The following is a 20,141-nucleotide window of genomic DNA, read 5'->3' on the forward strand; positions in this document are numbered from 1 at the left end:
CCGCAAGCTAGCGGGTGCCCTTCGACCGCTGCCGCCGGGCTTCGTTTTGTTTCATCAGTACCTTGAGCGGTCTCCGCACGACGGTGTTCTGCAGCTCGCCGACCGTCCACGGCGCCAGCGGCTTCATGTACGGCACGCCGAGCGATTTCAGGCCGATGAGGTGGATCCACATGAGGGAGAACCCGATCATAAGCCCGAAAATGCCGAGCAAGGCGGACAGAATCATGAGCGGCAGCTGGAGCAGCCGGAGCGAGACGGCCAGATTGTATTGGGGCAGCGCGAACGACGCGATCCCGGTCAAGGCGATGACCACGACCATGCTCGGCGAGACGATGCCGGCGTTGATCGAGGCTTCGCCGACGACGAGCGCGCCGACGATGCTGACGGCCGACCCGACCGGACGCGGCAGCCGGATGCCCGCTTCACGGAGAATCTCGAAGATGAAGACCATGATGACCGCTTCCAGGAAGGCGGGAAACGGAATGCCTTCCCGCGCGTCGACGACGGCAAGCAACAGCACGGTCGGAATCATCTCCGGATGGAACGTCGATACCGCGATATAGAGGCTCGGCAAACCGAGCGCGATCATAAGGGCTATGAACCGGAGGATGCGGATGAAGTTGGCCATCAGCGTGCGCTGGTAGAAATCCTCGCTCGACTGCAGCAGCTCGAACAGCGTGGTCGGGCCGATCAGGACGCTTCCCGTGCCTTCGACGAGCACGATGATTTTGCCGTTCAGCAGGGCGGAGGCGGCGACGTCCGTCCGCTCCGTGTACCGGAACTGCGGGAACGGGGTCCACGTGCGCTCCTCCAGGACGTCCTCGATATAGCTCGTCTCCAGCACGTCGGCGTCCGGCAGCTGGCCGATCCGCTCCACGAAGGCGTCCAGCGCTTCCTGCGCCACGGCGCCTTCCACATAACCGAACGCGATGGTCGTGCGCGCGTTGCCGCCGGTTTGGATGAAGTTGAATTTGACCGCGGAACTTTGCACGCGCGTTCGAATCATGCCGATGTTCTTCTTCAGGTTCTCGACGGTCGATTCCCGCGGCCCTTGCACGACGGGCTCCGTGACCGGCTCGTCCACCTGCCTCGTCTCGAACCGGCCGGCGCGGAAGCACAGCGCCCGGCTCCAGCCGTCGATGAAGATGACCAGGCAGCCGCTCAGCACGAGACGCTCGACATCCTCCAGCGCGTCGACGAGCGTGGCGGATTCTTCCGAAGCGACATGGTTGCTGAACTGCCGCATGATCATGTCCGGCGTCACTTCGGTGCCGTCGCCGATCTCGTGGTCGACGAGATCCTGAAGGAGCTGCTTGAAGAAGTTGGTGCGCTTGTCCAGCACGAGCGTGTCCAGATAGACCGAGAGCGCCCTCCGTCCGAGCTTGGGACCGTAATTCCAACGGAACAGGACGAGATCCGAACAAGGATTGAAGCGGGAGCGGACATAAGCGTAATTGCGGTCCATATCCGTAAATATCGGTACTGGCATAAGCTCCCTTCCTTTCCAGCCTTCGCTTGATTAACAGCGTTCCAAACGAAGCCGGTTTTTATGCATCGGACGGCGTGCCGCGGACGCGAGTCGCAGTCTCGCCTCCGTCTCGGGACGGGGAAAAAGACTGGTCTCGAGACGTTTACGGTCCCCCCGTCCGGGAAGGTAGACTTTAACAGGGAGTTCCGAGGAGAACCATAGTTTGAAGGGAGAATGGGGAGTACATGCAGTGGATTACGAAATGGGCGTTCAATAACAAGGCCGCCATGAAGCTCGTCGTGCTGATGGCGCTGGCGATGGGGGTCGTCAGCTATTTCCGGCTGCCGATGGAGTTTCTGCCGGAAGCGGATAACCCGATGGTCACGATCGCCGCGATCGGACCGGGCTACGACGCCAAGTCGATGGAGACGGAGGTTACGAACAAGCTCGAGGACGCCGTGCAGTTCGTCAAGGGCAAGACGCTGATGACCTCGTCCTCCGGGAACGGCTTCTCCAAGATCGATTTGTCGTTCGATTCCAAGACGAACATGAAGGACGCGAAAACCGAAGTCGAAACGGCGGTTCGCGCCGTCCAGCTGCCGGAACGGGTCATGACGCCGTACGTCGTGCAGTTCAACACCTCGATGATTCCGATCTCATGGGTGTCCGTCAGCCTGGACGGCGTGAAGGAAACCGACCGGGACCGCGTCGAGAAGGACTTGATCAACGCATTCAAGAAAATCGACGGCGCGGGCCAGGTATCCCTGGGCGGCAAATCCGCCCCGAGCGTATCGATCGTGCCGGATACGGCGAAGCTCGCCGCCAAAGGCGTGCCGTTCCAGGCGCTTATGGGCGTGCTGCAAGGCCGGAACGTCGCGGCATCCGTCGGCGAGAAGACGATCGACGGCGCCTCCGGCAACGTGATCGTCGAAGCGAACGTGAGCGACGTCGAGACGCTCCGCAAGCTGCCGGTGGCGCAGGGCGTGACGCTCGGCGACGTGGCGGACGTGAAGCTCGCGAGCCAGGCGGAAAGCATTAGCAGCCTGAACGGCAAAGACGTGCTCATGCTGACGATTTCCAAGTCCGCGAACGCCAACGCCGTCAAGGTCGGCGACGCGGTGCAGGAGACGGTCGACCGGCTGAACAAGGACGTGGGCGGCGTCGACATCCGGGTCTTGTCCAGCACGTCGGAGCAGGTCGTGCATTCCGTCAATTCCATGCTGCGCGAAGTGCTGATGGGCGCGCTGTTCGCCACGATCGTCATCCTGCTATTCATGCGCAACCTGCGGGCGACGCTCGTGACGATCGTCTCGATTCCGCTGTCGCTCGGCATTACGCTGTACTTGCTGCAAGCGTCCGGCGTGACGCTGAACATCATCACGCTCGGCGGCGTCGCGGTCGCGGTCGGCCGTCTCGTCGACGACAGCATCGTCGTCATCGAGAACATCTACCGCAGGCTGCAGCACGAGCCGTTCTCGCTGAGCCTGATCACGGACGCCACCAAGGAAGTGGCGACGGCGATTACGTCGTCCACCCTCGTCACGGTCGCGGTGTTCCTGCCGATGGGGCTGCTGCGCGGCTCGCTGCAGGCGTTCCTGCTGCCGTTCGCGCTCACGGTCACGTATTCGCTGCTCTCGTCCCTGCTCGTCGCGCTGACGGTCGTGCCGCTGCTGAGCGCCGCGCTGCTGCGCAACACGAAGATGAAGGAGCACGAAGGCTCCAAGCGGTTCTCGACGTTCCTCGGCTGGTGCCTGGCGCACAAATGGGTGCCGCTCGTCGTCTCGGTCGCGCTGCTGGTCGGCTCCGTCGGCGCGTACATGGCGATGCCGAAAGGGGCGCTCGACTCGTCCAGCGCGTCGAACCTCAACATCTCGCTGCAATATCCGAGCGAGACGCCGCATGACGACGTCGTCGCGGGCGGACGCAAGCTGGAAGCGTTCCTCGGCAAGCAGGCCGGCATCGATTGGGTCATGATGCAGAACGGCAACAGCTCCGACGGCGCGCAATACGGCGAAGTGTCTTCGCCGACGCTCGTGACGTATCTGGTCCAAATGAAGAAAGGCGCGGACGCCGAGAAGGTCATCGCCGACGTGCAAAAGCAGCGATCCTCGTATCCGGGGGCGGATTTGAACGCGGGCGCCATGGACTTCATGAGCGGCTCCGGCGGCACGCAGGTGCTCGTCGACGTGACGGGCGACGATCTCGACGCCATCGCCAAAGGCGCGGACGACGTCGTCGCGGCCGTCAAGCCGGTCAAGGATGTCCTGAAGGTGAAGACGAACCAGGAAGAGAAGAAACCGGTCTATACGTTCGTGCTGGATCCGGCCAAGTCGAACGGCCAGGAAGTGGCGTCCCAGCTGCAAGGCCTGCTGAACCCGATTCCGCTCGGCTCCGTGACGATCGACGGGCATGCGACGAGCGTCGTGCTGGAGCCGTCCGTCGATCCGAGATCGCAAAGCGACCTGAACGGCCTCGCGATCATGACGGCCGCCGGCCCGGCGCCGGTCTCGTCGGTCGCGAAGCTCGTGAAGAGCGAGCAGCCCAGCGTGTACTACCATAAGGACGGCAAGCCGTACGTGCGCGTCGCCGCGGACGTCGATCCGAAGCAGCTGTCCGTCGTCGGCAAGGAAATCACGAAGAAGGTCGGCGAGCTGAAGAAGCCGGACGGCGTCACGTATACCGTCGGGGGCGCCTCCGCGGACCAATCCTCCGACTTCGCGGATCTCGGCATCATCATGATGATCGCGATCGGCATCGTCTATCTGATCATGGTCGTCACGTTCAAGACGCTGCGCGCGCCGCTCGCGATCCTGTGCTCGCTGCCGCTCGCGGCGATCGGCGCGGTCGTCGGCCTGCTCGTATCGGGCGTCTCGCCGGACTTCACCGCCGTCTTCGGCGCGCTCATGCTGGTCGGCATCGTCGTGACGAACGCGATCGTGCTCATCGACCGCGTGAAGCAAAACGAGCAGCGCATGACGATCCGCGAAGCGCTGATCGAAGCGGCGGCGACCCGCGCCCGTCCGATTCTGATGACGGCGATCGCCACGATCTCCGCGATGCTGCCGCTCGTCTTCGGCTCGACGGAGAGCGGAAGCATCGTCTCGCAAAGCCTCGCGATCGTCGTCATCGGCGGACTGGCCGCGGCCACGCTGCTGACGCTCGTGATCGTGCCGTGCATCTACGAATTGTTATTCTTCCGCAAGTCCAAGCGCCAGCGCGTCAGCGCCCGCGCGGAGCACGCCGCGTAAGCAAGCGGCTTGCGATCCGGCCTTAGCGCCTTAGCGGATAGACTGTAAGAGCGACGCCTCCAAGGGAGCCGGTCCGTGCCGCATGGCAGGAACGACCTTCGGGGGCGTTTGGCGTTTGCGGCGCGCGGACGCGTCCCCGAGGTTTGCCGCCGCGCCGCGCCGAACCGCGCGTTTATGCCGGCGGAACCGGGGACCGGCGGCCTATCCGTTCGACAAAACAAAACAAGAAACGGCGGCCGCAAGCGACAGAAACCGTAGCCGATTCTGTGTTAATTTAGTTCTTGTACGTAAAAAATGACGATCCGAACGGCGGTTGGGAGGGGAAAACCGATGTCGATGCTGGCGGGTATCAATCTGAGTCAGTTCGTGACGGCGGAAGGGTACGAGCCCGACCGCCGCGTGTCGCGGGCCGAGTGGGTCGCCCTCATGGCCAGGAGCCTCGGAGTCCTCCGCGGCGCCGCAAAGCCGTGCGCGGGCGCCGCGCCGGGGGAACCGTACGACGACGCGGTGAACGCGGTCGTCCGGGCCGGGCTCGGGCGCGGGTTTCCCGGCGTGCCGGACGACCCCTCGCTGCCGATTACGCGCGCTGAGACGGCTGTGCTCCTGGTCGACATGCTGGCCGCCGCCGGCGTGGAAGCGCAAGCCGTCGAGCGGACGGACCGCGCGCCGGACGAGCGGGCCATCCCGGACTGGGCGCGGGACGCCGCGGAGAAGGCATGGCGGCTCGGTTTCTGCGGCGGCGAGGCCGGCGGCGGCTTCCGCCCGCACGATCCGCTGACGCTGGAGGAAGCGGCGGCGGCGCTGTTCCGGCTGCTGCGCGCGATCGGCGCGGTCGATTGATCGTCATCACGGACGGAAAAGACGGCGGCCATGCGAATGTTCCTCGGTATGACGGTCAAGGCCGAATAAGCGGCGCGCGATCGGACGATCATTCGGGGCGGCTTCCTTAATTATCGCACTTCGCGTCAATAATCGCAGGACGAGTGAGGGTCATATATGAGCGCTAACAGGGACCGCAACGCCGGACAAGACGGGTTGAACGCGTCCGGCCGCGATATTTTCCGGCATGCCTTCGAGGTTTCGATGAGCGGGATCGCGATCGTCGCGGCGGACGGGCGGGTTCTCCGGGCCAACCGCGCGTTTTGCGACGTGACGGGCTACGGGGAAGAGGAGCTGCAGACGCTTCGGTTTCCCGCCGTCGCCCATCCCGACGACCGCGCGGCATGCCTGCGCCTGGCGGCGGACATGGCGGTCGGGCGAGTCGTGTCGTTTCATACGGAGCTGCGGTTCATCCACCGGCAGGGCCATACCGTCTGGGCAAAGTTCGGCTGCAGCCGCTATCGCGAAGACGGGGAAGCGCTGCGCTATCTGCTGCAGATCGTCGAGGTTACGGCGTACAAGCAGACGGAAAACATGCTCCGGGATAACGATCAACGCTATCGCCAGCTGCTGAAACGGCTGCCGGAGCCGATCGCGATCCACAGCGAGGGCATCTTGATCTATCTCAACGACGCGGGCATGGAGCTGCTCGGCGCGGCCGCTTCGGACGACGTCGTCGGACGGCCGATTTTCGACTTCGTTCATCCCGATCAGCACCAGTACACCGCGAACACGATCAGGCGGATCATCGCCGGGAGCGGCACGGGCTATTCGGAATACCAGCTTTGCCGCTTGAACGGGGAGATCGTCGAGGTCGAGGCGTGCAGCACCACCGTGAACGAATTTTTGGGCAAGTCCGTCATTCAGACCGTCATCCGGGACATTTCGGAGCGCAAGCGGACGGAGGCGTTCCTGCGCCGGTCGGACAAGCTGTCCGCCGTCGGCCAGCTCGCCGCGGGCGTCGCCCATGAAATCCGCAATCCGCTCACGGCGATCAAGGGCTTCGTGCAGCTGCTCCAATCCCGTACGAACGAGAACGGCAGCTACTTGGAGATCATGCTGTCGGAGCTGGAACGGATCAACACGATCGTCAGCGAATTCATGCTGCTCGCCAAGCCGGAGCAGGCGATGAACCATCAGCGGAAGGACCTCCGCAAATTGATCGAGGATATCTTGACGCTGCTGAACCCGCAGGCGCTGCTGAATAACGTGGAGGTGCAGACGGATTTCGATCCCGAGGTCCGGGCGATCCAATGCGACGAAGCGCAGATGAAGCAGGTGTTCGTCAACGTAATCAAGAACGCCATCGAAGCGATGCCGAACGGCGGCCAGCTCGCCATCCAGGTGAAGCCCAAGAACAAGCGGCACGTCATGATCCGCTTCGTCGACCAGGGCGCCGGCATTCCGAAGGAGCGGCTGTCGAAGCTGGGCGAGCCGTTCTACAGCACGAAGGAGAAGGGGACGGGGCTCGGGCTGATGATGTGCTACAAAATCATCGAGGCGCACCGCGGCGAGCTTCTCGTCAAGAGCAAGCTGAACAAGGGGACGACGATCGACGTCGTGCTGCCGATCGTCCCGGAGCATCCGTGAAGGACGGTCCGCGCGCGGCCGATGAACGCTCGCGAAAACAAGGCCGCGGGAGCTCGAGCTCCCGCGGCCTTGTTTCTGTGCGGACGTTGTCCATGTCATCCGTGCTCGTATACGATTCTTTCTCTTTCGTGCGTGCTGCTTGCCGGCGCCTCGCTTGCGGTTCAAGGCCGGCCGGCGGAAGACGGATCAAAACGACATTTTGTACAGCGGCAGCACGGTCCGGAACGTGTCCGCGGCTTTGGCGACGAACGCCTCGCCGTCCCGCAGAATCGGGTCCGCGCGATCGATCGTAATGCCGCACAGCGCTTCGGACGCCTTGACCGCGCGAAGCCGTTCCAGCAGCTTGGCGAGGCCGTCGCGGCCCAGCTCGGCCTGCGTGTCCCCGCCGGGCACCATGTGGTTGCCGGACCAGACGTAATGGCCGGGGATATGCGTCTCGATGTCGTCCAGCTGCTGCAGGGCATGCTCCGCGAAGACCGACTTGTTGTCGGACTCGTAGATGATGGCGAACTGCACGAACAGATGGGAGCCGAACAAGCCGATCTGGAAGTGCGGGAACATCTTGTAGCCGCGCTTGCCCGGGGCGAAGGCGATCCATGTATCGTTCGGCGGATTGATCGTCCGCCGCGCGTGCTTGGCGACATGCGGGAACATCGGCTCGCCGCAGAGCTCGGTCAGGAACGGCGCGAGCCGCTCTCCGAGCTCGTTAAGCTTGGGACGAACCCGGGCGATGAGGGCGTCCATGCGGGGCTCGAGGCCCGGAATGGCGAATACGTCGAAATCTTCGGGCGCGAAACCCGCGAAGGGGCGCGCCATTGGTGCGGTAGTCGGCGTCATGGCCGTGAATCATCCTTTCGGCCGCATGGGGCAGCCCGGTAGTCGTTCGTTCATTATAGCATACCTGCCCGTTTGCAATCTCGCGGCGATTCCGGTAGTCTTCTTTACGATAGCAGCAGAACGCCCAAGGGAGAGGTCCTATATGTACTGGCAGCAATTATGGTTTGTTTCGAACATGATTTTCGTGGCGCTGGCGATCGTGTATCTGTTCATGCACCGGTCGGTGACGCTGGCCCGCCAGGAGGCCGACGCGCCGCGGCTCGCCCGGACGAAGAAGCGCCGCCTGACGTCGGCCGTGCTCTGCCTGGCGTCGTTCGCCGCGATGGTCGCGTTCTTCCTGATCAACATGCGCGTGAACGGCTGACCGGCCTCAAGATGTGTCCAAACCATGGCGCTTTGCTTCTTTTTCGCAACTTTTTTGTCGGTTATCGCGTTAAACTTGTCATAGTAGGCTGAAGAACAGCCGGCCATGGCGCGTTTCGCGCGATAGCCAAACGAGAGAGAAGGCAAAGGAGACCAGGCATGAAAGCATTGAAATGGTTGTTGATCGCATCGTTCTTATTCCTGCCTTTCGCGTACGCGGCATCGGCACCCGCGTCCGCGGAGGGCATTTCGACTCTTGAGGGGTCTTCCGTCACGGACACGCTCTCGCTGACCATGGGGAGCGCCGCGATGGTGCACAACGGACAGCCGTATACGTCGGCGCAGCCGGTCGCGAACATCAACGGCCGGACGTTCATTCCGTTCAGTTCGATCGCGGCGCGTTACGGGTACCGCATCTCGTACGATGCCCAGAAGAAGGAGTCCGTCGCGAAGAGCGACCGGCACGAGCTGGTGTTCAAAATCGGCAGCGGCTACGCGTACCGCGACGGCGTGCTGACGAAGCTGACGGGCGCGGCGTATATTTCGAACGGCTACTTGATGGTGCCGCTCCGCTCGTGGGGCGAGATGGCCGACAGCACGATCGCGGTCGTCGGCAAGACGATTACGCTCAAGTGGTCCTCCGTCGTCATCCCGCCGAAGCCGACGGCGGCGTTCGCGGTGCAGCCGGCGGAGATTTACGCGGGCCAGACGGTCGTGTCCTACGTCGACCGTTCCAGTAATCCGACGGGCCTCCCGTTCGTCGACGAGCGCTGGAACGGCCGGATGGACGTGTTTCCGGAGCCCGGCACCTATGTCGTGACCCGGCAGGTGGAGGACTCGAACGGGACGTGGAGCGATCCGTACTCCGTCACCGTCGTGGTCAAGGCGCCGAACCAGCCGCCGGTCGCGGATTTCACGACCGATAAATCGCAATACCGGATCGGCGAGGAAATCCGATACATCGACCAGAGCACGGACGATGAGAACGCCATCGTCAAGCGCACGTTCGCGGGCAACGACAAGGTGTTCTTCGAACCGGGCGACAAGACGGTCACGCTGACCGTCGAAGACGCGCACGGCTTGACGTCGACCGTCACGAAGACGGTCACCGTCACGAGCGAGGTGCTGTACACGAAGGACGAGTACTACCGGCTGAACACGCCGACGGGCAGCAACTTCGCGATCAATCCGGATTCGGTGCCGAAGATGCCGGCGATCCCGTATACGATACAATCCGAGTCGTCCCAGCTGGTGCGCAGCAACAGCCCCGAGACGCTGACGCAGGAGGGCATCGTGTACCAGGCGCAGCTGACCGGCCAAGTCCGCTTCATGTTCCATAACGTGAACAAGATCGGCTATCCGGTCCGGATGTACCTGCTCGCGACGAACAACAACGGCACGACCGTGAACGTCAACACGAGCTCCGTCGGCATCGGCGGACCGGATCCGGTCGTGGGCAACACGGGCAAAATGGCCACGGTACGCTACTTGAACGCTTACCAAAGCAATCCCGAGCCGAAATGGCTGACGGTTCGGCCGCATCAAACGGTCGAAATTCTGCCCGATCTGTCGAAGACGCCGATGAAGATGAACGACGTGCTGACCGCGTACGCGGACGTCTTCAGCGACCAGGAGCTGCAGTTCCACATCGTGGTCGTGGCGGCGGGCAAGAGCGCGATCGCCGAGCTGCCGTACCTGCCGGTGCTTCCGCGCGACGGCATCCACGTCCGCGGGACGTTCTACAACGCCGACCGTTCCGTCGTGATCGACGACGCGCTCGGGGACGCCGAGCAGCGCATCGTGCTCGGCGACAAGACGATCGACCGGTACCTGGACGGCATCGACGACACGAACGGCGAGCTGCAGTACAACACGGGCAACTTCGGCACGCTGTACCGCATGCACTTGTCCCACGTGTCGCCGCATACGCTGATCGCGCTCAATCCGCGGGGCGGATTGTATATCGGGGCGTTCATGGTCAACGGCCAGCTCGTCACGGCGTCGATGATGAACAATACCCAAGCGGCGGTGCTGTACCGCACGGGCAACACGGAAGAGGCGGTCGACATCACGTTCACGCTGGCGGCGGGGAGCAATCTCCCGATCGCCATGACGTTCCTGCCGCTGCCGGAAGTCCGCTGGTAAGCGAGAGGTCACCGCGGCTGGCAAGCGCAAAAAAAGGCCTCCGGTCCATGGATTGCATGGACCGGAGGCCTTTTTGCTTTGGGCGCTTTACGGGGCGGTCTGCCGCGGAGCGGCGAACAGCTTCGTTTCGCCGGCGGTCCCGTGCTGTTTGCGGAACTGCTTCGGCGTCATGTTGAAGCGCTTCTTGAAGACGTAGTACAAGTAGTTGCTGCTCGCGAACCCGTGCTCCAGCGCGATCTGCTCGATCGGGCGGCTGCCTTCGACGATGGCGGAGCAGATCTGCGAGAGCCGGTAGTTTTCCAGGTAGGCCGTGAACGATTCCTCGCCCTGTTCCCGGAACACCCGCTGAAGCTGCCGGGCGCTGATCGGGATCCGTTCGGCGACCTCCTGCAGCGTCAGCGGCTGCGCGTAGTTGTCGTGAATGAACTGCGTCGCGATCCGGAAGCGGTGCTCGTTGATGCTGCGCGACGGCGGTTCGAACGTCACGTTCGGTATGGCGGACATCCGCGCGGAGCGGAGCAGGATCTGGATGATCGCCTGCTTGATCGTGGAGAACGCGCCGGGCTGGCCTTCGTTCCACGCGCGGTACGCCGTCAGGAACCACGCCATCGCGTTGTACTGATCGACGTGCGGACGCATCGGCAAGTTGTCGAGCGCCCGGATGCACGCTTCCGCCTCGTGGCGTTCCCACGGATCGCCCCAACTCGCTTCCTGCTCCGATTCCTTGATCGGCACGATGTCGATATGCAGGCACAGCTCGTCCATCGCTTCGCGGGCATCGGCTTCCTGCTGGTGGATGACGTTCGGTCCGGTCAGGTAGAAGAGCCCTTCGTGCAGCGGGTAGACGTTGTCTTCCATAACGACCGTGCCCTTGCCGCGCGGAATGAAATGGAACTCGTATTCCGAATGCTTGTGGAAGCGGACGATCTTGCCGGGAGCGAAGGAGGTCAAGTGGCAGCGCAGCACGCGAAACCCGTATCCTCCCCAGCGGAACTGTATATCGAGCCGGTCGATCGCATCGTTACGCTCGGCCATGAGCGAATAGGCAAACGGTTTTGCCAAACCTTACTCCCCCTTTCTCCCTGCCGGACGGCGCGGTTTAGTTGTTCAGCTCGGCCAGGGTCACGACGCGCTTCTCCGCGTTCGAGATCGTGGCGGCTTCCATCAATTTCGTCAGGTCGACGGCGAGGCCCACGTTCTCCGTCGCTTCCGTGCCGTTCTGCACATGGCCGGCGAATTGGTCGAACGCGGAAATCCGCTGTTCCGGCAGCTCGATCGTTACCCATTCCTTCGACTCGAGCTTGTTGCTGCGGACGCGGACCGCTTCGTCCGGCGAGCCGTACAGCAGCGTGCCTTCCGTGCCGTGGATCTCGACGCTGAACGGGGAGTGCGCGTTCACGAAGCCCGCTTCGACGATGCCGATCGCGCCGTTCCCGTAACGGAGCGTCGCTACCGCGTTGTCTTCGACTTCCTTGCCCGTGACGTAGCCGAACGACGCGCTCACGCTCTCCGGCAGGCCGAGGAAGAGGCGGGTCAGGTACATCGGGTGGCAGCCGAGGTCGATCAGCGCGCCGCCGCCGCATTGCTCGAGGTTGAAGAAGTGTTCAGGCAGCCAGTTCGCCGTCGCGCCGTTGTGGGACAGGCGCACGCGCGCTTGCGTCAGCTGGCCGAGCAGGCCTTGGCTGAGCACTTCTTGCGCGGCCAGCGTGTACCGGTCGTTCAGGCGCGGGAGGGAGACCGTCAGCTTCACGCCGGCTTCGTTCACGGCGGCGATGATTTCGTTCACTTCGCGCAGCGTAGGGGCGATGACTTTCTCCGTGAAAATATGCTTGCCGGCGCGCGCGGCTTTCACCATCACGTCGCGGTGGAGGTTCGTCGGCGTGTCGACGACGACCGCGTCGATGTCGCCTCGGGCGAGCAGCTCGTCCAGGTCGGCGAAGAACGGCACGCCGAGCTTATCGGCGGCTTCTTGGCCGCGGGCCGGAATTTCGTCCCATACGGCGACGACTTCGGTGTTCGGGTTCTTTTGCACGTCTCTCGTGTAATCCCAAGCGTGAACATGCCAGTAGCTGAGCATAGCGATGCGAATCATGGCGTGATTCCTCCTAATAGTGGGTGAAGTCGGATCGACTCGGATTTGTCGCGCAATTACAGTTTTTCATGCTCTAATTATGCGACACATGTATACGGTAACACAAATAAAATCGGGCTATAATACGTATCCGTGCCAATAAAACTACAAAATCGCGACAAATTGCTTGGCGCCATTTCGGAATCGGCTTCGAAATTGACGCGGACGCCGAATTGCGGCATGATAGAATGAAGCAAATCAAGCTGCCAAGCCTCGCGCGCGACGCGCGGGCGGAAAGGGGACGACCGCCATGCGAACCATCATGAAAGCGCCGATTCACGCATACCGCCGGTTCATATCGCCGCTCAAGCCGCCGACCTGCCGGTTTTATCCCACCTGCTCCGCCTACGCGCTCGAGGCGATCGACAAGCACGGGCCGCTGCGCGGCGGCTGGCTGGCAGTCCGGCGGATCTGCCGCTGCCATCCGTTCCATCCGGGAGGCATCGACTACGTTCCGCCGACGCGGGAGGAGCTTGCCCGGCAGGGCGCCCCGCTTGACAGCGCCGCGCGGGATTCGGTATAGTTTCAGCAAGAGCATGCGTTAGCCATATCCCTCTTCGATGAACGGATAAGTACCGAAGCGACGACCTTACCAGAGAGCCGGGGCAGCTGGAAACCGGCAAGGAACGGCTTGGGGAACATGGTCCGGGAGAACCGCTTTCGAACGGCGGCCGCCAGAGCGGCCGGCGCAAGGCTGCGGCGCTTGACCCCGTTACCGGTCGACCGCTCGTCCGCACGCGGATGAGCCTAACGAAGCTTTCCTTCGCGCGGGACCGATCGGGCCGCGGCGGGGGCGAGGAATTTGGGTGGTACCACGTGAGCGCAAGCTTTCGTCCCATGGCGGACGAAGGCTTTTTTGTTGTTCAAAGCATCGATTACGCCTGCCCGAGGCAGGCCGGAGGAGTGTTGGCGATGAGCGAGACCAAACCGACGTTTTACATTACGACCCCGATTTATTATCCGAGCGACAAGCTGCACATCGGACATGCGTACACGACCGTGGCCGGCGACGCGATGGCGCGTTACAAGCGGCTTCGCGGTTACGACGTCTGGTACTTGACGGGCACGGACGAGCACGGCCAGAAGATCGAGCGGAAGGCCGCCGAGAAGGGCCAGACGCCGCAGCAGTTCGTCGACGACATCGTCGTGCTCATCAAGGACCTGTGGAAGAAGCTCGACATTTCGAACGACGACTTCATCCGCACGACGCAGGAGCGCCATAAAGCCGTCGTCGAACGGATCTTCGACCGGCTGCTGCAGCAGGGCGACATCTACAAGGGCCACTACGAGGGCTGGTACTGCACGCCGTGCGAATCGTTCTTCCTCGAGCGCCAGCTCGTCGACGGCAACTGTCCGGATTGCGGGCGTCCCGTGGAGCTCGTGAAGGAAGAGAGCTACTTCTTCCGGATGAGCAAGTACGCCGACCGGCTGCTGCGGTATTACGAAGAAAATCCGGAATTCATCCAGCCGGAATCGCGCAAGAACGAAATGATCAACAACTTCATCAAGCCGGGGCTCGAGGACCTCGCGGTATCGCGGACGACGTTCGATTGGGGCGTCAAAGTAAAAGGCGATCCGAAGCACGTCGTCTATGTCTGGATCGACGCGCTCTCCAATTACATCACGGCGCTCGGCTACGATTCCGGGGACAGCGCCCGCTTCGACAAGTTCTGGCCGGCGGACGTGCATCTCGTGGGCAAGGAGATCGTCCGGTTCCATACCATCTACTGGCCGATCATGCTGATGGCGCTCGACCTGCCGCTGCCGAAAAAAGTGTTCGCGCACGGCTGGTTATTAATGAAGGACGGCAAAATGTCCAAGTCGAAGGGCAACGTCGTCGATCCCGTGACGCTGATCGACCGCTACGGCCTCGACGCGCTCCGCTACTACCTGCTGCGCGAAGTGCCGTTCGGCGCGGACGGCACGTTCACGCCGGAGAACTTCGTGGAACGGATCAACTTCGACCTGGCGAACGACCTCGGCAACCTGCTGAACCGGACGGTCGCGATGGTCGGCAAGTACTTCGACGGCGAAGTGCCGGCCTATGCGGGCCCGGCGACCGCGTTCGACGAGAAGCTGTCGGCGCTCGCCCAAAGCACGGCGGAGCAGGTGGAAGCGGCGATGGAGCGGATGGAGTTCTCCGTCGCGCTGACGGCGATCTGGCAGCTCGTCAGCCGCACGAACAAGTACATCGACGAGACGCAGCCGTGGACGCTCGCGAAGAGCGAGGAGAAGCGCGGCGAGCTGGCCTCCGTCATGCACCACCTGGCCGAGTCGCTGCGGATCATCTCGATCCTGCTGCAGCCGTTCCTGACGAACGCGCCGCTTAAGATCCGCGCGCAGCTGGGCATCGCCGAAGGCGAGCTGACGGCGTGGGACAGCACGAAGACGTTCGGCGTCCTGCCGGGCGGCACGCGCGTCGCGAAGGGCGACCCGATCTTCCCGCGGCTCGACGTCGCGGAAGAGACGGCGTTCATCGCCGTCTCCATGAACGGCGGCGCGGCACCGGCGGAAGCGGAGCCGGCGACGGCCGAGCCGGAAGCCGGGACGGCGCCGGCGTCCGGGGCCGCGGATGCGCCGGCGGTATCCGCCGAAGCGGCCGCGCCGGAAGGCAAGGACGAGATCGGCATCGACGAGTTCGCCAAGGTCGAGCTGCGCGTGGCCGAGGTGGTGGCGTGCGAGCCGGTGCCGAAAGCCGACAAGCTGCTGAAGCTGCAGCTGGATCTCGGGCATGAACGGCGCCAGGTCGTCTCCGGCATCGCGAAGTTCTACAAGCCGGAGGAGATGGTCGGACGCAAGGTCATCTGCGTCGTGAACCTGAAGCCGGTGAAGCTGCGCGGCGAACTGTCCCAGGGCATGATCCTGGCCGCCTCCCACGGAGATCAGCTGACGCTCGCCACCGTGCCGGACGGCATGCCGAACGGCGCGATCGTGAAATAAGACGGACTTCGGCCGCCGGGGCGATTCGCCCCGGCGGTTGTTTGTTGACAGGACATTCGCGGCTCTATATAATCTTCATAGTAATGTTTACGATTATGATAGATAGACCGGGGTGCAGCGATGTTCATGCGCAAGAGATGGTTATCTACGGCCGTTGCGGCCGTTTCTTTTTTCCTGCTGGCGTTCTTCGCCGCCGGCTGCGGCTCGGCCGGACAAGGCAAGCTGGTAGCAGGCAAGCTGAACGTGGTCACGAGCTTTTATCCGCTCTATTTTCTCGCCCAGTCGATCGGCGGCGCGGACGCCAACGTCATCAATATGATTCCGGCGGGCGTGGAGCCGCATGACTGGACGCCGAAGAGCCGGGACCTGGACACGGCGTCGAAGGCGCAGCTGTTCCTGTACAACGGCGCGGGCCTGGAAGGCTGGGTCGACGACTTCCTGCAGGGGCTGCCGGGCGATTCGAAGCTCGTGACGGTGGAAGCGAGCCAAGGCATAACGCTGCTGCCGGGCAATCCGGAGGATGGCGAGACGGATCGTAGCCACGTCGATCCGCATACGTGGGTCAGCCCGAAGTCGATGCTGATTATGGCGAAGACGGTGGCGGACCGGTTCGCGCAGGCGGACCCGACGCACCAAGCGGTCTACGAGGCGAATTACGGCGCGCTCAAGGAGAAGCTGGAAGCGCTGGACCGGGAATACGCGACGCGGCTGGCGGCCGTGAAGAAGAAGGATATCGTCACGTCGCATCAAGCGTTCGGGTATTTGGCGCGGGACTACGGGCTGCGGCAAGTGGCGATAATGGGGTTATCGCCCGACGCGGAGCCGAAAGCGCGGGATTTGCTGCGCATCTCGAAATTCGTGAAGGCGAACGGCATCAAAACGATTTTCTTCGAGGAACTGGTGTCCGACGAAATCGCCAAGACGCTCGCCCGCGAAGCGAAGGTGAGCACGACGGTGCTGAACCCCCTGGAAGGGCTGACGCCGAAGCAGGCGTCGAAGGGCGAGGATTATTTTTCGCTCATGCGGGCGAATTTGCAAAATCTAGTACAGGCTTTACAATAGACGTAGGGTTATACGAGGGCGGGAGTGAAACGCATGTTAATTCAAAAACGGCCGTCGCGCCTGGACTGTCACGATCCGGTCATCGAGCTCGACGGCGTCTCCTTTGCCTATGAGCAGAAGCGCGTCTTGGACGACGTCTGCTTGACGGTGCAAGAACGCGACTTCGTCGGCGTGATCGGCTCGAACGGCGCGGGGAAAACGACGCTGATGCGCATGATCGTCGGGCTGCTGAGGCCGACGGAAGGCGCCATCCGGCTGTTCGGCAAGCCGATCGGCGAGTTCCGCGAGTGGGACCGGATCGGCTACGTGCCGCAAAAAAATTCGTTCAATCCGCTGTTCCCGGCGACGGTGCGCGAGGTCGTGCTGTCCGGCCTGTACAATCGCGGCAAGCTGTTCAAGCGCGTCACGAAGGCGGACGCGGCCAAATGCGAAGAGGCGCTGCACGCCATGAACATCGAGGACTTGGCGGGGAAGCGCATCGGCCAGCTGTCCGGCGGGCAGCAGCAGCGCGCGTTCCTGGCGCGCGCGCTCATCAACAATCCAGCGCTGCTCATCCTCGACGAGCCGACGGTCGGCATCGACGCGGAGACGCAGGAGGGATTCTTCCATCTCGTCAAGCACATGCATCAGCATCATAACATCACGTTCCTGATGGTGTCGCACGACATGGAGATGATCCGCTCGTACCTCGGCAGCGAGCCGAAGCACGAGAGCGGCAAGATCAAATTTTACGTAAAACATTCCCACGATCTCGAAGATTGTGCGGAAACGAACCTGTCGCACAGCCTGCGCGGCCTGCGCCAGTCCATGGAGAGAGGGAAAGTAGGCGTATAGCGGTTGGATATTTTAACGCTTGAATTTTTTCAAAGGGCGCTGATCGGGGGCGCGCTGATCGGGATTACGGCGCCCCTTCTGGGACTGTTCCTCGTCCTGCGGCGGCTGTCGATGATCGGAGACACGCTGTCGCACGTCTCGATCGCCGGCGTGGCGCTGGGCTTCCTGACCGGCATTTATCCCGTCGCGGTGGGGCTCGTGTTCGCGATCGCGGCGACGTTCGCGATCGAGAAGCTGCGCAAGGCTTACCGGACGTACGCGGAGCTGTCGATCGCCATCATCATGTCCGGCGGCGTCGCGTTGGCATCGCTGCTGTTCTCGATGGGCAAGGGCTTCAACGTCAGCGTGACGGGCTACCTGTTCGGCAGCATCTACACGCTCGACACCGTCGACCTCGTGCTGATCGGCAGCGTGACGGTCGTGGTGCTGCTGGCGGTGAGCCTGCACGCGAAGGAGCTCTTCCTGCTCGCCTTCGACGAAGACGCCGCCGCGGTCAGCGGACTGCCGACGAAATATTTTAACTTCCTGATCAGCATTCTGACGGCGCTCGTCATCAGCGTCTCGATCAAGATCGTCGGCGCGCTGCTCGTATCCGCGCTGCTCACGATTCCGGCGGCGTGCAGCCTCGCCGTGGCGCGAAGCTTCCGGCAATCCGTCATGACGGTCGTCGTCGTCGCGGAGCTCGCGGTCGTGGCCGGCCTGCTTATCGCGGGCGTCTGGAACCTCGCCCCCGGGGGCACGATCGTCATGCTGCTCATCGTCGTATTGCTGCTGCTGCTCACGTTCCGAAGAAAGTTCAGCACAGGCTAGAAGCGGAGGGAATCATATGGCCGACGTTACGGTTTGGGCGGCGTTCGGGGCAGGGATCGCATCCTTCATCTCGCCCTGCTGCCTGCCGCTCTACCCGTCCTATCTATCGTACATAACCGGCGTATCCGTCACGGATTTGAAGAGCGAACGTCCCGGCAGGGAGGTACGGGTCCGCACGATGACCCATACGCTGTTTTTCATTCTCGGGTTCTCGATCGTCTACTATACGCTCGGCTACGGCACCAACGCCTTCGCGGAGCAGTTCTCGAAATACCAGGATCTCATCCGCCAGCTGTCGGCGGTGCTCATCATCCTGATGGGATTCATTCTCATGGGGCTGATCCAGCCCAAGGTGCTGCTGCGGGAAATGAAAATGCCGCTCCGCATGAAGAAATCCGGCTATCTGGCGTCGCTGATCTTCGGCGTCGGCTTCTCCGCCGGCTGGTCGCCCTGCACGGGGCCGATCCTCGCCAGCATCCTGCTGCTGGCCGCTTCCCAGCCGGGAACGTGGTTTGAGCTGACGACCGCGTACGCGCTCGGCTTCGCCATTCCGTTCTTCGTGCTGGCGTTCTTCATCGGGTCCACGCGCTGGATCGTCCGCTACTCCGCCGTCATGATGAAAATCGGCGGCGCGGTCATGCTGCTGATGGGCTTCCTGCTCTTCACGGATCAGATGACGAAGATCACGATTTGGCTCAATTCCATCACGCCGGAATTCATGAAGTTCTAAGTAAAATATTCGATCTTCGCGTCCGCGAAATGGTCAAAGATGCGCTCCGAGATGAACATCCGGAGCGCTTCTGCTTGTTCGTCGGGGTAGACGTACTTGCCCTGGCCCCAGCGGCCCCACTTGTACTTGCGCTTCTCGATGTCCATTTCGAGCTTCGTGCGCGGGTAGCGTTTTTCGATCACGTTTTTAGCGGTCTTCGTGAACCGGTGCTGGATCAGCTCGAAGGTCAGGTTGGACGACGCCTCCTTCGGCAGCGCCCGCGCGAGCTCGGCGAGCAGCTCGGCATAGCCGTCCTGCCACCCCTCGTGCCAGATGATCGGCGCGATGATGAAGCCGAGCGGGTAGCCGGCGCCCGCGATTTTGGCCGCGGCTTCGATGCGCTTCTCGAACGGCGAAGTGGACGGCTCGAAATGCTTGATGACGTATTTCGCGTTGACGCTGAAGCGAATCCGGGTATGGCCGTTGTGCTTGATATCGAGCAGCGAATCGACATAGTGGAATTTGGTCACGAAGCGCAGCCGGCCGTATTCCTGCTCCGCCATGAACGCGATGAGCTCCTTCAGGCTGCCGGTAATCGGCTCCAGCCCGACGGGATCGGACGTACAGGCCGCTTCGAAGCGGGTGATCTCGGGCTTCCGTTCGTCGATATAACCCTTGGCCGCTTCCAGGATATCGTCCATGTTGACATAGACGCGGATGTACGGCTTCGCGCCCAGCGTCGTCTGCAGGTAGCAGTAATGGCAATGGCCCATGCAGCCGGTCGCGATGGGGATGGCGTATTCCGCCGACGGCTTCGACGTATCGAATTTCAGCGTTTTGCGGATGCCGACGACGAGGGTTCGCTTGGCGATCTTGTATTGTTCGAGCTCGGTGTCGCCCGGCAAATTCGTGATGCGGTTATGGGAAGTCGTCATCTGATACGGGATGTCGAGGGACTTGACCCAATCCATGATCTGCCGGCCCTTCGGATAGTCGAGCGAAGCCGGTTCGAAGTAGACCAGCTCGGGAATGAACGATTCGTGTACGCGCCTGGCCGGCGCCGGCCGTTCGAGCGTCGGAGTGTTGTCCATGGCTGCCGTCCTCCTTGGTTTTTCGTTAGTGTGG

At 62.6% G+C, this 20,141-nt stretch carries 16 protein-coding genes; 11 read left to right on the forward strand and 5 right to left on the reverse strand.

Annotated features, from left to right (window positions below):
* Positions 1 to 7: 7 nt before the first annotated feature.
* Positions 8 to 1,489: a spore germination protein gene (locus tag I8J29_RS07100; protein ID WP_240545965.1), complete on the reverse strand. Its 1,482-nt coding sequence runs from the start codon at positions 1,487 to 1,489 to the stop codon at positions 8 to 10.
* A 224-nt stretch (positions 1,490 to 1,713) separates the two neighbouring features.
* Here I8J29_RS07100 and I8J29_RS07105 point away from each other — a divergent pair, with 224 nt between their 5' ends.
* From I8J29_RS07105 to I8J29_RS07115, 3 genes are all read left to right on the forward strand, one after another.
* Positions 1,714 to 4,716, forward strand: coding sequence for an efflux RND transporter permease subunit (locus tag I8J29_RS07105; protein WP_208846946.1), 3,003 nt, complete (start codon positions 1,714 to 1,716; stop codon positions 4,714 to 4,716).
* 330 nt (positions 4,717 to 5,046) lie between these two features.
* Positions 5,047 to 5,556: an S-layer homology domain-containing protein gene (locus tag I8J29_RS07110; RefSeq protein ID WP_208846947.1), complete on the forward strand. Its 510-nt coding sequence runs from the start codon at positions 5,047 to 5,049 to the stop codon at positions 5,554 to 5,556.
* Positions 5,557 to 5,712: 156 nt separating this feature from the next.
* On the forward strand, positions 5,713 to 7,185 hold the full coding sequence (locus I8J29_RS07115; RefSeq protein ID WP_208846948.1) for a PAS domain-containing sensor histidine kinase: 1,473 nt from the start codon (positions 5,713 to 5,715) through the stop codon (positions 7,183 to 7,185).
* A gap of 186 nt (positions 7,186 to 7,371) precedes the next feature.
* Here the strand turns inward: I8J29_RS07115 and I8J29_RS07120 are convergent, their stop codons facing one another.
* A complete protein-coding gene (locus I8J29_RS07120) occupies positions 7,372 to 8,022 on the reverse strand; it encodes a YktB family protein (protein WP_240545966.1) in 651 nt (216 codons plus the stop codon).
* A gap of 142 nt (positions 8,023 to 8,164) precedes the next feature.
* Here I8J29_RS07120 and I8J29_RS07125 point away from each other — a divergent pair, with 142 nt between their 5' ends.
* Positions 8,165 to 8,386 carry a hypothetical protein gene (locus tag I8J29_RS07125; protein ID WP_090638164.1) on the forward strand — a complete coding sequence of 74 codons (222 nt, stop codon included), beginning with the start codon at positions 8,165 to 8,167 and terminating at the stop codon, positions 8,384 to 8,386.
* A 158-nt stretch (positions 8,387 to 8,544) separates the two neighbouring features.
* The gene (locus tag I8J29_RS07130) at positions 8,545 to 10,530 is read left to right on the forward strand and encodes a copper amine oxidase N-terminal domain-containing protein (RefSeq protein ID WP_208846949.1); all 1,986 of its coding nucleotides are present in this window, start codon (positions 8,545 to 8,547) and stop codon (positions 10,528 to 10,530) included.
* A gap of 87 nt (positions 10,531 to 10,617) precedes the next feature.
* Here I8J29_RS07130 and I8J29_RS07135 read toward each other — a convergent pair whose 3' ends face one another.
* Both I8J29_RS07135 and I8J29_RS07140 read right to left on the reverse strand, forming a co-directional pair.
* Positions 10,618 to 11,592, reverse strand: a complete 975-nt coding sequence (locus I8J29_RS07135) for a helix-turn-helix domain-containing protein (protein WP_338113080.1) — start codon at positions 11,590 to 11,592, stop codon at positions 10,618 to 10,620.
* Positions 11,593 to 11,629: 37 nt separating this feature from the next.
* Complete coding sequence (locus I8J29_RS07140) at positions 11,630 to 12,622, reverse strand: Gfo/Idh/MocA family protein (protein WP_208846950.1); 993 nt, start codon at positions 12,620 to 12,622, stop codon at positions 11,630 to 11,632.
* Positions 12,623 to 12,911: 289 nt separating this feature from the next.
* Here I8J29_RS07140 and yidD point away from each other — a divergent pair, with 289 nt between their 5' ends.
* From yidD to I8J29_RS07170, 6 genes are all read left to right on the forward strand, one after another.
* Positions 12,912 to 13,184, forward strand: coding sequence for a membrane protein insertion efficiency factor YidD (gene yidD / locus I8J29_RS07145; protein ID WP_208846951.1), 273 nt, complete (start codon positions 12,912 to 12,914; stop codon positions 13,182 to 13,184).
* A gap of 389 nt (positions 13,185 to 13,573) precedes the next feature.
* Positions 13,574 to 15,601 (forward strand): methionine--tRNA ligase, encoded by a 2,028-nt coding sequence (gene metG / locus I8J29_RS07150; protein WP_208846952.1) that lies wholly within the window; start codon positions 13,574 to 13,576, stop codon positions 15,599 to 15,601.
* Positions 15,602 to 15,727: 126 nt separating this feature from the next.
* Positions 15,728 to 16,663: a metal ABC transporter substrate-binding protein gene (locus I8J29_RS07155; RefSeq protein ID WP_208846953.1), complete on the forward strand. Its 936-nt coding sequence runs from the start codon at positions 15,728 to 15,730 to the stop codon at positions 16,661 to 16,663.
* Between the two features lie 33 nt (positions 16,664 to 16,696).
* Positions 16,697 to 17,497, forward strand: coding sequence for a metal ABC transporter ATP-binding protein (locus tag I8J29_RS07160; protein ID WP_208846954.1), 801 nt, complete (start codon positions 16,697 to 16,699; stop codon positions 17,495 to 17,497).
* A gap of 3 nt (positions 17,498 to 17,500) precedes the next feature.
* On the forward strand, positions 17,501 to 18,307 hold the full coding sequence (locus I8J29_RS07165; protein WP_208846955.1) for a metal ABC transporter permease: 807 nt from the start codon (positions 17,501 to 17,503) through the stop codon (positions 18,305 to 18,307).
* 16 nt (positions 18,308 to 18,323) lie between these two features.
* Complete coding sequence (locus tag I8J29_RS07170; RefSeq protein WP_208846956.1) at positions 18,324 to 19,037, forward strand: cytochrome c biogenesis CcdA family protein; 714 nt, start codon at positions 18,324 to 18,326, stop codon at positions 19,035 to 19,037.
* Here the strand turns inward: I8J29_RS07170 and splB are convergent.
* A complete protein-coding gene (gene splB, locus I8J29_RS07175) occupies positions 19,034 to 20,107 on the reverse strand; it encodes a spore photoproduct lyase (RefSeq protein ID WP_208846957.1) in 1,074 nt (357 codons plus the stop codon). The genes I8J29_RS07170 and splB overlap by 4 nt on opposite strands.
* Positions 20,108 to 20,141 lie beyond the last annotated feature (34 nt).

This window comes from Paenibacillus artemisiicola (assembly GCF_017652985.1).
GTDB classification, from domain to species: Bacteria; Bacillota; Bacilli; order Paenibacillales; family Paenibacillaceae; genus Paenibacillus_Z; species Paenibacillus_Z artemisiicola.